Consider the following 14,109-nt stretch of genomic DNA (forward strand, 5'->3'; position numbering starts at 1 on the left):
TCAGTAGGTTTCGCCGACGGGCTCGTGTTCGGCGTCGGCGGCGGCCCGGTTCCAGCGGGACCAGAGCACCCGTTCGCCGTAGCCGGCCGCCATCAGGTGCGCGAACGCCAGGTAGACGAGCACGCCGACGGCGAGCACCCCGAAGCCGACCCAGAACGGCAACGACAGCGAGTGCTCGGCGAGCTTGCCGGAGATGATCGGCGCGGGCGCGGCGGCACCCCAGCGGACCAGGTTGAACGCGCCGGTGGCGACCCGCCGGTCGCTGGAACCCAGGCCGAGCGCCAGATCGGTGAGGTTGGCGTTGGCCAGCCCCATGCAGAGTCCGGCGAGCACCAGCACCACGAGCGCCTCGGCGGTGCTGCCGGAGGTGGCGAAGAGGACCATGCAGACCAGCAGCCCGGCGATGGCCACGCCGACGGTCTGCACGGCGCCGATCCGGTGGGCCAGCCGGTGGCCGATCACCATGATGCCGGCGGCCAGGCCCAGCCCCCAGCCGGTGAAGGCGAGCCCCAGCGGGATGACGTCCAGGCCGAGGAAGAGCGGCGTGTAGCCGAGCACCACGAAGAACACGAAGTTGTACGCGGCGGTCACCGCACAGAGGGCGATGAACGCCGGCCGGCGGTAGGTGGCGAAGATCTGGCCGACGCGTACCGGGGCCTGCCGGTTGGTGGGCTCGCGGAGTTTGCGGGAGGCCACGCCGAGGGCGAGGACCATGAAGACGCCGCAGACGAAGAACGGCAGCCGCCAGCTGACCTGGCCGAGCAGGCCACCGATCAGTGGGCCGACGGCGAAGCCGAGGCCCAGGGCGGTTTCGAAGAGGCCGACCACCCATTCCCGGTCGACGGCCAGGTTGACGAGCACCACCATGGCGGTGGCGAAGAACATCGCGTTGCCCAGCCCCCAGACACCGCGCAGCACGGAGAGTTGCACGATGTTGTCGCTGAACGAGGCGAGGATCGCGGCGAGGCCGACCACGGAGACGCCGGTGATGAGCACCGGTTTGAAGCCGAACCGGCCGCTGGCCAGCGTCGCCGGGATCATGCCAAGAGCCATGACCGCGATGTACGCGGTGAACAGCAACTCGACCTGCCAGGCGCTGACTCCGATCGCCTCGCCGATGGCCGGCAGGATCGGGTCGACGACGGCGATGCCGGCGATGGCGAGGAAGGCCACCAGTGTGGTGGCGTAGATGGCACTGCGGTTCGGTTCGGTACGCCGATCCACTCCGACTCCTCAACTAGCTGTATCGTACAGGTACTTATCCTGTATCATACAGCTATGAGTGACGACGACGAGAGCACCCTCGGCCAGATCGAGACCGAGGTGGCCCTGCTGATGCGCTTCGGCGAGGCCACCCGGCGGGCCACCGGCACCGCCGAGCACCGGGTGCTGGACCGCGCGGCGTACGTCATCCTGCGTCACCTGGCCGACGCCGGCCCGCAGAACGTCTCCGCGCTCGCCGCCCGACTCAACCTGGACGGCTCGACGGTGACCCGGCAGGTCTCCGCCCTGCAACGCGACGGCCTGATCACGCGGACCCCGGACCCGTCCGACGGCCGGGGCACGGTCATCTCCCCCACTACCGCCGGCCTGCAACGGATGGCCGCCGTGCAGGCCGCCCGCACTCGGCTCTACGGCGACATGCTGGCCGACTGGACGACCGAGGACCGCTCCACCCTCGCAGTCCTCCTAGGCCGCCTCAACCAGGCCCTGATAAACCGCAACCGCCCCTAACCCCGAGCCCTGACCCCCACCCCACCCCGAGTTCGCCGATCTTGCACTTTCTGTCGGTACCTATGCCACAAATCCTGACTTTTCTACGACACAAAGTGCAAGATCGGCGCGGGAGGGGGCGTACGTGCCTGGGATCAGGCGACTGGTTCGCGGGCCGAGTCGGCGTCGCGGTCGGTGCCCGGGGTGACCCGGGGGTCGCCCTCGTCGGCGAAGTAGTCGTCGGGCGTGGTGCCGTCGGCTCCTTCCTCGACCTTCGCGGCCCGCAGCGCCAGCGTCACGAGTGCCGCGACGGCCAGGTTGACCAGGACCGCCACGATGCCGACGTAGATCGTCTTGGTGGTGTCGAACCCGAACTCGGACAGCGGGAACGCCGAGCCGCCGAAGTGCTTCCGGGTCGGGCTGGCCACCTGGTAGAGCATCCACATGCCCAACCCCATGCCGACCGCCCAGCCGACGATCAAGCCGGTGCGGTGGAACCAGCGGGTGTAGAGACCGAGCGCCACCGCCGGCAGCGTCTGCAGGATGATCACGCCGCCGATGAGCTGGAGGTCGATGGAGAACTGCGGGTCGAGGAAGACGATGCAGGCCACCGCGCCGACCTTCACCACCAGCGAGGTGATCTTCGAGACGTTTGCCTCCTGGGCCGGGGAGGCGTCCCGCTTCAGGTACTCCTTGTAGATGTTGCGGGTGAACAGGTTCGCCGCCGCGATCGACATGATCGCCGCGGGCACCAGCGCGCCGATGCCGATGGCCGCGTACGCCACACCGGCGAACCAGTCCGGGAACTGCTGGTCGAACAGCACCGGCACGACCGTGTTCGCGTCCGCGGTGCCGGGCTTCGACCCCGGCAGCGGCTTCACCCCGGACGCGATGGCCATGTAGCCGAGCAGCGCGATCAATCCGAGGATCAGGCTGTACGCCGGCAGCGCCGACATGTTCCGCTTGATCACGTCGCGGTTCCGGCTGGCCAGCACACCGGTGATGCTGTGCGGGTAGAGGAAGAGCGCCAACGCCGAACCGAGCGCCAGCGTCACGTACTGAAGCTGGTTGTTGCCGTTGAGCAGGATCCCGTCGTTCGGGTTCTGTGCCGTGGCCTGGAACTTCGCCTCGGCGGCGTCGAAGATGCTGCCCCAGCCGCCCAGCTTCTGCGGCAGCCAGATCACCGCGACCAGGATCACCACGTAGATCAGGGCGTCCTTGACGAACGCGATCAGCGCCGGTGCGCGCAGCCCCGACTGGTACGTGTACGCGGCCAGGATCGCGAACGCGATGATGATCGGGAGGTGTCGGGCCAGCGCGCTCTCGCCGGTCACCCCCATCGTCTTGAGCACCGCCTCGATGCCGACCAGTTGCAGGGCGATGTACGGCATGGTGGCGACAATGCCGGTGATCGCGACGAGCAGGGCCAGCACCGGTGAGTCGAAGCGGCTGCGGACGAAGTCCGCCGGGGTGACGAAGCCGTGCCGGTGCGAGACCGACCAGAGCCGGCAGAGCACCAGGAACACCAATGGATAGATGACGATCGTGTACGGCACCGCGAAGAAGCCCATCGCGCCCGCGCCGAACACCAGCGCCGGCACCGCCACGAAGGTGTACGCGGTGTAGAGGTCACCGCCGACCAGGAACCAGGTGATCCAGCCGCCGAAGCTGCGCCCGCCCAATCCCCACTCGTCCAGGTGCGCCATGTCCTTCGGCGCCCGCCACCGGGCGGCCACGAAGCCCATCACGCTCACCAGCAGGAAGAGGAACGAAAAGACGATGATCTCGGTGAGATGGTCGCGCCACATCAGCGGCCTCCCCGCTTCTTCGTCATCTGGTACACGAGCGTCGTGGTGGAGACGCCGAGCAGGATGTACGCCAGTTGCAGCCAGTAGAAGCGCGGGAAGCCGAAGACCCGAGGCGAGTCGCTGTTGAAGAAGACCGGGATCAGCGGCACCACGATCGGGATGAAGAGCAACCAGTTCCAGGGGCTGTGGTCCTTCGCCCTGGTTGGCGCCGTGGTGGGCGCCTCCGGTTCCGGTGTAGCCATCTGACAGACCTCCGGGGAGTCGAGGCTCTCGATGTAACGGCCGGAGGCTACGACTCTGTGACGGCGGTCACCCGACCCGCGCGGAGGGTGCTGCGCCGAACGGCCGGCCGGCTGCGCCGAACGGCGCGACCGGCCGGCTGGCCAGATCAGGTGGGGTGTGCCGGCTCAGAGGGCGGCGAGGTGGGCGGTGTCGTTGACCGTGCGGACGGCGACGCCGCCGTCCGGCCACATGTCGAGCAGCGAGATGCCGGCCGCGTCCAGGAAGAGCCGGTGCAGGAAGCCGTCGCCGGCCGCGAGGGCGTCGCGCAGCACCAGCTTGATCGGCGAGACGTGCGAGACGACCACCACGGTCTCCCCGGGGTACGCGGTGAGCAGCCCGGAGATGACACGGTGCGCGCGTTCGGCGACGTGGGTGAACGACTCCCCGCCCGGCGGGGCGATCCGGGGTGAGGCGAGCCAGGCGTCCATCTCCCCCGGCCACTGCTGGCGTACCTCGGCGAAGGTCCGCCCCTCCCACTGGCCGAAGTCGCACTCGATCAGGTCGTCCTCGGTACGCACCGGCACGTCGCCGTCGAGCGCCTCGGCGATCGCCGCCGCGGTGGCCGTACACCGGGACAGCGGTGAGCTGAGCACGGCCGCGGCGGACGGGGCCAGCGCGGCCACCCGGGCGCCGGTGGCCAGGGCCTGGGCCCGGCCCTTCGCGGACAGCGGCACGTCGCCGCGGCCGGAGTAGCGCCGCTGCTCGGTGTACTCGGTCTCGCCGTGCCGGACCAGGATCAGCCGGGTGGCGGTGAAGGTCGGCCGCGGCTCCCAGGAGGCCGGGGCGGTCGCCGGGTCGCTGCCCGTCGTGGGCGTCGCCGGGGGTTGGCCCGTCGTCGGGGTCCGCGCCGGTCGACCGGCGGCGGCGTCCATGGCGGCGTTGGCGAGCGCGTCGGCGTGCCGGTTCTGCTCGCGGGGAATCCAGGCGAAGCGCACCGCGGTGAACCGGCCCACCAACCCGGCGGCCTCGGCCGCGAGGGGTCGCAGGCCGGGGTGCTTGATCTGCCACCGGCCGCACATCTGCTCGACCACCAGCTTGGAGTCCATCCGGACGTCCACCTCGGCGGCGCCCAGCTCGGCGGCGGCGGTCAGACCGGCGATCAACCCCTGGTACTCGGCGACGTTGTTCGTCGCCGTGCCGAGCGACTCGGAGCGCTCGGCGAGCACCTCGCCGGTTTCCGCGTCACGCACCACCGCGCCGTAGCCGGCGGGGCCGGGATTGCCCCGGGAACCGCCGTCGGCCTCGACGCTCACCACCCGCGGCGCCACGACCTACAGACCCGACTCGTTGGTGCGGACCATGATCCGCCGGCAGTCCTCGCAGCGGACCACGTCGTCCGGGGCGGCCTTGCGGATCCGGGCCAGGTCGGCACCGGACAGGTCCAGCCGGCAGCCGCCGCAGCGGCCCGCGGTGAGCAGCGCGGCGCCCAACCCGGTGTCCGCCCGGATCTTGTCGTAGAGGGTGACCAGGTCGGCCGGGAGGTCGGCGGCGAGCGGCTGACGGGCTCCCCGCTTGAACTCCTCCTCCTTGGTGATCTCGGCGAGCGCGTCGTCGCGGCGCTGCTCGGTCGCGGCCCGCTTGTCCCGGGTGTCGGCCAGCCGCTGCTCCACGCCGTCCAGGACGCCCTGCGCGGTTTCGCGCTGCTCCATCAGCTCCAGCTCGGCGTCCTCCAGGTCGCCCTGGCGCCGGTTCAGCGAGACCAGCTCGTGCTGGAGCGCCTCCAGCTCGCGGGCCGGGCCGGTGCCGGCGGCGAGCCGGTTCTCGTCCTTCTCCTTGCGGGCGCGGACCTGCTCGACGTCCTTCTCCAACCGGGCGATGTCCCGGTCCAGGTCGTCGACCGCCACCTGGGCGCGGACCCGCTCATCCTCCAACGACGACAACTCCCGGGCCAGCGACTCCAGCTCGGCCCGCTCCGCAAGCGTTCGCCTGCGGTGCGCGAGCTGGGCGAGGTTGGTGTCGATCGCCTGGAGGTCGAGCAGGCGGCGCTGCACCTGAGGGTCAGCCTTCACGGTCGGGCTCCTTGTCGTCCACAGCGGGTGCGGCGGCGTGCACGGTCCACGGGTCGGTGTCCAGGTCGGACACCAGCGTCTCGACGCCCAGCGCCTCCCGCAGGAGGGCGGCCAGGTCGTCCAGCCACGGTCGTTCGGTCGCCCAGTGGGCGGCGTCGATCAGGGCGGGACCATCGGCGGCGAGGTGCTCGCCGGCCGGGTGGTGCCGCAGGTCGGCGGTGAGGAACGCGTCCACCCCGGCGGCGGTCGCGGCGCCGAGGAAGCTGTCCCCCGACCCGCCGCTGACGGCGAGGGTACGAACCATACGCCCGGGATCCCCCGCCGCGCGAACTCCCCAGGACGTGACGGGGAGCACGGCGGCCGCGTGCCGGGTCAGCTCGGCGAGAGTCATCGGCCGGGGCAGCTCCCCGACCCGGCCGAAGCCCCGGTCGTCGCCGTGGGCGGGCGAGCCGGGCGCGGGTCGCTGAAGCGGGCGCAGCCCGGTCAGCCCGAATCGGGCGGCGAGGGCGTCGGAGACGCCCGGGGCGGCCACGTCGGCGTTCGTGTGCGCCGCGTAGAGCGCCACCCCGGCCCGGATGAGCTGGTGGATGATCCGGCCCTTGAAGGTCGTCGGCGCCACCGACGAGACCCCGCGCAGCAGCAGCGGGTGATGCGCGACGATCATGTCCACGTCGGCGGCGAGCGCCTCGGCGACCGTCTCGGGCACCACGTCGACCACGCAGAGCACCCGGCGGACCGGGGCGGCCGGCTCACCGAGCACCAGGCCCACCCGGTCCCATTCCTCGGCCCAGGCCGGTGGATAGCGCCGTTCCAGCTCGGCCACCACGTCGCTCACGGTGGGGGCGGATCTGCTAGTGCTCACGGCGGGCCAGCTTACCGGCGCGGAGGCGGTCCAGCGGTGACACCCGGCCCGGCCGCGTCGCGGGCGGGCTGCGCGGGTGAACGCGCTAGACGGCGCCCACGGAGACGGCGTGCAGCGCGGTCAGCGGCATCGCCCACGGGAAGGCGTGCAGGTGCTGCTCCCCCATGCCGGGCGGATGCAGGGCGATCACGTGGTCACCGAAGAGCACGGTGACGCCCCACTCGGCCAGCCGGGCCACCCCGGCACGGAACGCGGGGTGGGCGGCCATCGCGGCGTTCGTGAACGGCACCGCGACGATGGGGACGCCCTTGCCCTGCGCCTCGACCAGCAGCCCGAGCGCCAGGGTGTCGGTGATCCCGGCCGCCCACTTGTTGACCGTGTTGACGGTGGCCGGGCAGACGATCATGGCGTCGGCGGGCGGCAGCACGTCCGGGTCACCGGGATTCTTGTAGTGCGTCCGCACCGGGTGGCCGGTCTGCCGGGCCAGTGCGGCCTGGTCGACGAACTTCGCCCCGTCGGGCGTGGCGACCACGCAGACGTCCCAACCATCCTGCTGGGCAAGGTCGACCAGACGGCCGACGTGCCGGGCCAGCGGTGAACCGCTGGCGATGACGTAGAGCACCTGACGGTGCCCGCTGTGCCGTGGTGAACCGGCCATCACACCGGCTCCGCGCTCATACCCCTACTCCCATGTGCTCAGCCAACTCCGCTACCGGAGAAGGCGGCGCACCACGTGTGCGACGAAGGATGTCCGACATCACCTCGTGGGCGATCGGGCGGCAGCGGACCTCCGACGGGGCGAGTCGGTCACCGAGCAACAGCATCTCGCCGGCGTTCGCCACGTCGCCCAGTTGGGCGTACCCGCGGGCGATGTCGAGCAGGTGATGGGCGCGGCGTTCGGGCAGCAGCGCGTTGAAGTCGGGCTCCGAGATGCGCAGTTGGTGCACCTCCACGGCCCGACCCCCGTCGCCCAGCTCCACCGCGGCGGCGGCCCGGTGCAGCTCGACGTTCGTCGGGCCGAACGACGTCCAGTAGTGGTTGTGGTCGCCACCGAGCAGTGTGGCGGCCTCCTGCGCGCAGTTGATCAGGTCGTCGACGCTTGCCGTGTCACCGATGCGCGACGCGGCCATCGCACCCTGGAGCAGCAGCATCCCGTAGACGGAGAGGCGGGCCGGGGTGACCTCGTTGCTCCCGCCCGGGGCCAGCCGGTTGGCGATCTGGACGTTCAGCTCCAGCGCGGGCCGGGCCCGGCCCATCGCGACGAGCGCGTTGCAGACCCGGGTGGTGGCGATGCCGGCCAGCAGAGGGTCGTCGGCCCGCTGGGCCACCGCCATCGACCGGTCGGCGGCCAACCAGGCGAGGTCGCACTCGCCGAGCTTGCGCAGCACCGAGGAGGCGATCTGGTAGACCTGCCCGAGCAGGTGGGCCGCCTCGGGGGCCCGGTCACCGCCGTAGGCGGCGTCGGCGGCCTGGGCGTCGCGCAGCAGCTTGGGCAGCGCCCGGATGAGCATGCCGTAGCGGCCGTACTGGTAGGTCAGCCAGGCGTGGTTGACGGCCTTGCGCAGGTCCTCCAGCGGCGGCGGACACGGCACCGCGTCGAAGTACGCGCTCATCGAGTCGTAGCGTTCCAGTGCCGCCCGGATCTCCTGCACCTCGACCTGGTCGATGCAGTTCAGCGCGTCGGTGCGACGCTCCGGGTCCTTGCCCAGGAGGAGTTGCACGTCGACCTGGAGGATGTCGGCGATCTCGTAGAGGACGGAGAACTTGTCCAGTCGGCGGACGCCGCGTTCGACCTTGTCCACCCAACTCTTGGACTTTCCCAGCCGGTCGGCGAAGACCTGCTGCGACATCTTGCGGCGCCCCCGCCAGTAAGCCACTCGCCGTCCTATGGGTAGCTCGTCCATCTGCCCATCCTCCCCTGCCGCCGCCGACCGATCGAGCCGGGGCGATGTCCGCGGGTGCGGTGACTGTCGTTCGCTTTCAGGTTTTCGCTGGTCGCACACGATGTACGTCAGCCGTACAGCCAGTCCTCGTACTTTTCGTGCAAGTTGCACGAGCCGTTCGTCAACCTCAACGATCGTGGGTTACGGCAGTGACGGTGCTCGACATGCGACCTGGCGAACGCCGGGCCCGACGAGGGGAGATAGCACACATGTGGGGGAACGTCGGACCGCGCGTCGCCGAACTGTCGCCGCTGGAACGAGTCCGGCTGCGCCGGGTCGCCATGCGGTACGCCACACACGGGTGGGAGGTAACGCCGGGGGCCTGTCTCGCCCGCAGTCGCTTCGTCTGCGGCCGGGCCGGCTGTCCCACGGTGGGCTGTCACCCCGCCCTGGAGAACTGGGAGTTGGCCGCCAGCGCCGACCCGGCCCGGGTGGCCACCTGGTGGCGGAACCGTCCACACGGGGTGCTGCTGCCCACCGGCCGGGCCTTCGACGTGTTGGAGGTGCCCGCCCACCTGGGCCGGCACGTGCTCGACGCGGTGCGGATCCACCCGGCCGGCACCGGCGTACGCGGGCCGGTGCTTGTCACCCCGACCGGGCGGTGGATGTTCCTGGTCCGCCCCGGCGACCCGCTCCGGCCGGAGTTGGAACACTGTTTCCACGTGGTCCGGCACGGGCCCGGCTCGTGGGTGCCCGCCCCGCCCACCAGGCTGCCGGAGGGCACGGTCCGCTGGGCGGTCGCCCCCGAGCAGGCCCGCTGGCAACTTCCGGATTCGTACCTCGTGCAGAACACGTTGATCGGAGCGCTGCGCGCCGCCGGGGTGACCCTCGCCCCGGACCTGCTCCCCGGTCACCTGCCACTGCCCCGACGAGGCAGATGAGACGGGCCCGGTCGACGATTCGATCAGGTGCCCGACAGCGTCGCCGGGGCGCCGGTCCTCGTTGACAGGGAGACGGCGCGAACGCGCGCCACGAACGGGGGAACGATGTCCACGAACGACAGGGCGCCTCATCCCGACGGCACCGAACCGCCGCGCCGCAGCCACCCACGCCACAGGTGGGCCGGCACCCGACCGTCCGGCTCCCGCCCCGGCCGCCCACGCCCCACCGGCTCCCGCCCGGCCGGCACCCACCGCCCGGTCCGCTAAGGCCCCGGCCCAGCCGGCCCAGCCGCCCGACCTCCGCGATCTTGCACTTTCTGCCCCGGCAATCTCCGCAAAACAGAACGAATGACAGACAGAAACTGCAAGATCGCGGGGGCGAGGGGCGAGGGGCGGCGCGGGGGGTAACGGGGTTAGTCGGTCAACGGGAGGCCTGCGGAGTGGTACTGGCGGGCGTCGTCGGTCACCACCGCGTGGGTGTGACCGTCGAGGCCGTTCAACCAGCCGAGACCGGTGGCCCCCATGGCGAGGGCCGCGGTGGCGTACGCGTCGGCCACCCCGAGGTCGGTGCCGACAACCGTCACCGAGCGCAACCCGCTGGCCGGGGCGCCCCGGCGCGGGTCCAGCACGTGCCGGCCGCGCTCGTAGACGCCGGACGTGGCCACCGCCAGGTCGGTGCCGGCGAGCACCAGGCAGGTGGCCATGGCGTCCCAGGGGTGCCGGATGCCGATCCGCCACGGTTCTCCGGCCGGGGACAATCCGCGTACCCGTAGGTCACCACCCGCGTTCACGCAGTGGTTCGGGGCGCCGGCGGCGAGCAGGCGATCCGAGGCGACCTGGGCCGCCCAGCCCTTGACGAAGCCGGACGGGTCGAGCCGCCCGGTGGCGTACGCGTCGAAGAACCCGTCGGTGGCGCCCCACAGGTCGGCGCAGGCCTCCAGCACGAACCGCAACTCCGCGGACGCCTCGGAGAGCAACACCTCGCCCCGGTCGAAGCGGCACACCTCGCTGTCCGGCTGGTACGTGCTGAACCTGGCGTCCACCTCGCGCATCCAGGCGAAGACGTCGTCGGCCAACTCGTGCAGGGCCGCCGGCGGCAGGTCGTCGGCCAGGTCCAGGGTGATCGCCGTACCCATGATCTGCTCGACCCGGCACAGCCCGGGTCGGATCATCGCGGCCGGCACGTCAGAACGCCTCCTCGATCGCGCCCCGCAACGACTGCTTGTAGGAGTTGCTGGTCTCGGTGGCGCCGGAGACGGTGTTGACGTTGGCGCTCTGCTTCTGCACGACCTCGCCGCCGCTGCCGTCGTACCTGTCGCTGACGTCGTCGCTGTGGATGTCGGACTCGCCGCCGCTGGGTAGCGACAGCGAGACGGCCTCGACGATCCGGTTGCCGGAGACGACGATCTGCACCTGCACGTACCCGTACTCGTTGTCCACGCCCGGCCCGGTCACCCGCCGGGTGGTCGGCTGCGGCGCCTTGGTGGTGGTCCGCGGCGCGGACGGAGCCTTCGTGGTGGGGCGGGCGGTGCCGGGCGGCCGGGCGGTGGTCTTGCCGGGTTTGGGCGACGACGGCGCGCTGGGCGCCACCGACGGCTTCGGTGCCCCGGCCACCGGTGCGGCGGCCGGATCGGCGGCCGGATCGGCGCCCGGGTCGACATCCTGCGGAGTGGGGTTCACCGGCTGGGCGGTCGGCAGGTTCTGGGCGACCTGGGTGGCGCCCGGCGAGCCCTTGAACACCACAAGCGCTGTGGTGCTGGCGGCCAGGCCGGTGATCGCGAGCAACGCGCGACGCATGGGGATGCCTTCCTACAACTCGAACGTGGCCAGGTGGATCTGCCGTCGGGGCACGCCGGCGCGGCGCAGCGCGCGGACCGACTGCTCCACCAGGCCGGGTGGCCCACACAGGTAGACGTCGCGCCGGGCCACGTCGGGCACCAGTTGCCGCAACCCGTCCGGGCTCATCAGCTGCCGGGGGCCGGGGTCGTCGCGGGAGCCGATGACGTACCAGACCGAGGTGTCGCGCTCCTGCGCCAGCCAGTCCAACTCGCGGCTGAGCAGCACGTCGGCGGGCGTACGGGCCCGGTAGATCAGGGCCGCGCCCGGCGGCAGCTCCTCCAGCATCGCCCGGATCGGCGTGATGCCGCTGCCGCCCGCGATCAGCAGGGCCCGCTCGCGGACCCGGTGCGCGGCAGTGAACGTGCCCGACGGGCCCTCCGCCCAGACCCGGGTGCCCGGGGTCAGGTCGCGCAGGTCCGCGGTGTGCGCGCCGACGACCTTGACGGTGAGCCGCAACCAGCGACCGTTCGCGGCGGCGGAGACCGAGAACGGGTGCGACTGCCACCAGCCGCCCCGGGTGAGGAAACGCCAGCGGAAGTACTGGCCGCCGAGCATCGTCAGCCGGCCGAGCCGTTCGCCGGTGAGATAGATGGAGATGGTGTCGGGGTTCTCGGCGACCACGTCCGCGACCCGCAGTCGGTAACGCAGGTTGAACGTCAACGGCGCGAGCACCCGACCCCAGAGCAGGGCGGCGACGACAAGCACGTAGAGCGCGATCCAGCCGGTGCGGACCGGACCGGGCTTGTACAACTGCGCGCCGTGGGTGAACTGGTGGCCGAAGCCGAGCAGCAGGATCACGTAGCTGGACAGGTGCAGCAGGTGCCACAGCTCGTAGGGCAGCGCCCGGCGGATCGCCCGGATGCTGCTGAGCCCGACGAGCATCATGATGCCCGCGGCGACGAACGCCGAGACCATGTCCTCGTAGTCGCCGAGCAGCGTGCCGACCTCGGCGAGGATCGACTGGTTCCGCAGGTCCGCGTATCCGACGAGGATCAGCGACAGGTGCGCCAGCACGGCGACCAGCAGGGTCGCGCCGACGTCGCGGTGCCAGCGGGCGATCTGCTCGCCGCCGATCCACCGCTCCAGCACCGGCAGCCGGCTCATCATCAGCACCTGCACCAGCAGCAGGTATCCGGCGATCAGGCCGGTGATCCGGCCGGCCGCGGTGATGGTGGCCGCCGTGCTGCGCAGCGAATTGGCGGGGGTGCCCAGCCACCACGGCAGCACGCTGGCGAGCAGGCCGACCAGGAGCAGCAGGGCCAGCAGTCGCCGGCCGCCGGGTCCGCGCCGGTCCGGGACCTGCGGGGGTACGGGCGCAGCCGACCGGCCGCCGTGCCGGGACGAGGTCCCGGTACGACGGCCGGCGGCGTGGGTGTGCGGGTACGTCACGCGTACAGCTTCATCGGGGCGTACTTCTGGCGGGGGAAGACCTTCTCGACCTCCGCGTTGGTGAGCCCGAACCGGCCCTGGGCCACCGCGCCGTACACGTTGAACATGTTGTTGTTCTCCGGCACGTCGCCGGAGTCCAGCTTGTCCAGGCCGTTCCAGGTGCCGAGCAGCGAACCGGCCAGCTTCTTGCCGGAGAGGATCGTGACCACGCCACCGTGCCCGTGGTCGGTGCCGCCGGTGTTGGAGCCGACCCGGCGACCGAACTCGCTGGACACCATGATCGTCACGTCGGCGGACTGCGGGCCGAGGTCGGTGAAGAAGGCCGCCATCGCGCTGGCCAGCTCGTTCAACCGGCGGTGCAGTTGGCCGCCCGGGGCGGTGCCCTGGTTCTCGTGGGTGTCGTAACCGCCCATTCCGACGGTGGCGACCCGGACGTTCGCGCCGCCCTTGATGAGCTGGGCGAGCTGCTTGAACGCGTTGCCGACGCCCTCGTACTTGACGCCCTCGACGGGCTCGTACGGCTTGGCGGCCAACTGCTGGGCGGTGGCCAGCGCGCCCATGCCCTCCTGCACGGCCTCCTCCACGGGGTGGTTGATCCCGGTGAAGAGCCCCTTGATGGCCGCCTCGGTGGCGGCCCGGTACTTCTGGTCGCCGTTGAGCCGCAGCGACCCCACGTTGTTCAGCGACAGCGCGCCGTTGGTGCCCACAAGTGAGCGGGGCAGCGTGCTGCCGATGCCGACGCTCCGGAACGCGGTGCCCTTGCCCAGGTGGTCGACCAGACCGTCGAGCCAGCCCCGGCCGCCGGTCTCGTTGGGCAGGCCACCCAGGTTGCAGGCGTCCGCGGCCTGGAAGTGGCTGCGCGACAGCCGCGGGTCCGAGGTCCCCGGGACGAAGCCCAGTTGACCGGCCGTGAGCCACTTCTCCAACGGCTTGAACGCGCTGGTCAACTTGAAGCCGCGGTCCAGGGCGAGCGAGTCGTTGCCGAGCAGCAGGTCGGGGCGGGCCTTGGCGAGCACGGCGTCGTTGTCCGGCGCGACGAGGCTCAGCCCGTCCAGGCCGCCGTAGAGGAAGACGTGGATCAGGGTGCCGGTCGGAGTCGCCGCGAACGACGCCGACGTGGTGACGAACTGGGCGGTGGCCAGGGCGGTGGCGGTGGCCGCGGCACCCGCGACGAAGGTCCGGCGGGTGACGCCACGACCGTCCTGCTGCGCCTCCTCCAGGTTCTCCAGGGTGCGGTAGCGGTCCCGCTCGGCGGCGCTCTCGGCGGCGACGATGTCGGCCTCCGCGCGCAGCAACGCCTCGGCCGGGTTGTCGGCCAGCCGTCGCACGTCGGGGCATTCGGGGTGCAGGGGGAAAGAGTTGTACACAGTCTTCTCCATCGGG

14 protein-coding genes are annotated in these 14,109 nt (G+C 71.5%); 2 read left to right on the plus strand and 12 right to left on the minus strand.

All coding sequences use genetic code 11. The annotated features are described in order from the left end of the window. Positions 1–1,224: an MFS transporter gene (locus ACGFH8_RS05830; protein WP_393363905.1), complete on the minus strand. Its 1,224-nt coding sequence runs from the start codon at positions 1,222–1,224 to the stop codon at positions 1–3. A 54-nt stretch (positions 1,225–1,278) separates the two neighbouring features. On the opposite strand from ACGFH8_RS05830, the gene ACGFH8_RS05835 reads away from it, so the two are divergent. Beyond that, positions 1,279–1,734 (plus strand): MarR family winged helix-turn-helix transcriptional regulator, encoded by a 456-nt coding sequence (locus ACGFH8_RS05835; RefSeq protein ID WP_393363908.1) that lies wholly within the window; start codon positions 1,279–1,281, stop codon positions 1,732–1,734. 134 nt (positions 1,735–1,868) lie between these two features. Here the strand turns inward: ACGFH8_RS05835 and mctP are convergent, their stop codons facing one another. The 7 genes from mctP to ACGFH8_RS05870 all read right to left on the minus strand — a co-directional run bounded on the left by mctP (position 1,869) and on the right by ACGFH8_RS05870 (position 8,578). After that, positions 1,869–3,521 (minus strand): monocarboxylate uptake permease MctP, encoded by a 1,653-nt coding sequence (gene mctP / locus ACGFH8_RS05840; protein ID WP_393363911.1) that lies wholly within the window; start codon positions 3,519–3,521, stop codon positions 1,869–1,871. After that, a complete protein-coding gene (locus ACGFH8_RS05845) occupies positions 3,521–3,763 on the minus strand; it encodes a DUF3311 domain-containing protein (protein WP_393363914.1) in 243 nt (80 codons plus the stop codon). The genes mctP and ACGFH8_RS05845 overlap by 1 nt, the downstream gene beginning before the upstream one ends. 165 nt (positions 3,764–3,928) lie before the next feature. Further along, positions 3,929–5,071, minus strand: coding sequence for a bifunctional RNase H/acid phosphatase (locus ACGFH8_RS05850; protein WP_393363917.1), 1,143 nt, complete (start codon positions 5,069–5,071; stop codon positions 3,929–3,931). Between the two features lie 3 nt (positions 5,072–5,074). Then, entirely contained in the window at positions 5,075–5,812 is a 738-nt protein-coding gene (locus ACGFH8_RS05855) for a zinc ribbon domain-containing protein (RefSeq protein WP_393363920.1), read from the minus strand. Further along, positions 5,802–6,638, minus strand: coding sequence for a Nif3-like dinuclear metal center hexameric protein (locus ACGFH8_RS05860; RefSeq protein WP_393364540.1), 837 nt, complete (start codon positions 6,636–6,638; stop codon positions 5,802–5,804). Before ACGFH8_RS05860 ends, ACGFH8_RS05855 begins: the two co-directional genes overlap by 11 nt. A gap of 121 nt (positions 6,639–6,759) precedes the next feature. Next, positions 6,760–7,332 (minus strand): flavoprotein, encoded by a 573-nt coding sequence (locus ACGFH8_RS05865; RefSeq protein WP_393363923.1) that lies wholly within the window; start codon positions 7,330–7,332, stop codon positions 6,760–6,762. 16 nt (positions 7,333–7,348) lie between these two features. After that, entirely contained in the window at positions 7,349–8,578 is a 1,230-nt protein-coding gene (locus tag ACGFH8_RS05870) for a helix-turn-helix domain-containing protein (RefSeq protein WP_393363926.1), read from the minus strand. Between the two features lie 248 nt (positions 8,579–8,826). Here ACGFH8_RS05870 and ACGFH8_RS05875 point away from each other — a divergent pair, with 248 nt between their 5' ends. Next, a complete protein-coding gene (locus ACGFH8_RS05875; RefSeq protein WP_393363929.1) occupies positions 8,827–9,498 on the plus strand; it encodes a bifunctional DNA primase/polymerase in 672 nt (223 codons plus the stop codon). A gap of 413 nt (positions 9,499–9,911) precedes the next feature. On the opposite strand, the gene ACGFH8_RS05880 is transcribed toward ACGFH8_RS05875, so the two are convergent. The 4 genes from ACGFH8_RS05880 to ACGFH8_RS05895 are packed head-to-tail and all read right to left on the minus strand — an operon-like array spanning position 9,912 to position 14,105. Next, entirely contained in the window at positions 9,912–10,634 is a 723-nt protein-coding gene (locus ACGFH8_RS05880) for an FAD:protein FMN transferase (RefSeq protein ID WP_393364543.1), read from the minus strand. 49 nt (positions 10,635–10,683) lie between these two features. Beyond that, positions 10,684–11,295: an FMN-binding protein gene (locus ACGFH8_RS05885; RefSeq protein ID WP_393363932.1), complete on the minus strand. Its 612-nt coding sequence runs from the start codon at positions 11,293–11,295 to the stop codon at positions 10,684–10,686. A 12-nt stretch (positions 11,296–11,307) separates the two neighbouring features. After that, the gene (locus ACGFH8_RS05890; protein WP_393363935.1) at positions 11,308–12,726 is read right to left on the minus strand and encodes a ferric reductase-like transmembrane domain-containing protein; all 1,419 of its coding nucleotides are present in this window, start codon (positions 12,724–12,726) and stop codon (positions 11,308–11,310) included. Beyond that, the gene (locus tag ACGFH8_RS05895) at positions 12,723–14,105 is read right to left on the minus strand and encodes a DUF1501 domain-containing protein (RefSeq protein WP_393363938.1); all 1,383 of its coding nucleotides are present in this window, start codon (positions 14,103–14,105) and stop codon (positions 12,723–12,725) included. Before ACGFH8_RS05895 ends, ACGFH8_RS05890 begins: the two co-directional genes overlap by 4 nt. Positions 14,106–14,109 lie beyond the last annotated feature (4 nt).

It is taken from the genome of Micromonospora sp. NPDC049175 (assembly GCF_043197345.1).
GTDB lineage: Bacteria > Actinomycetota > Actinomycetes > Mycobacteriales > Micromonosporaceae > Micromonospora.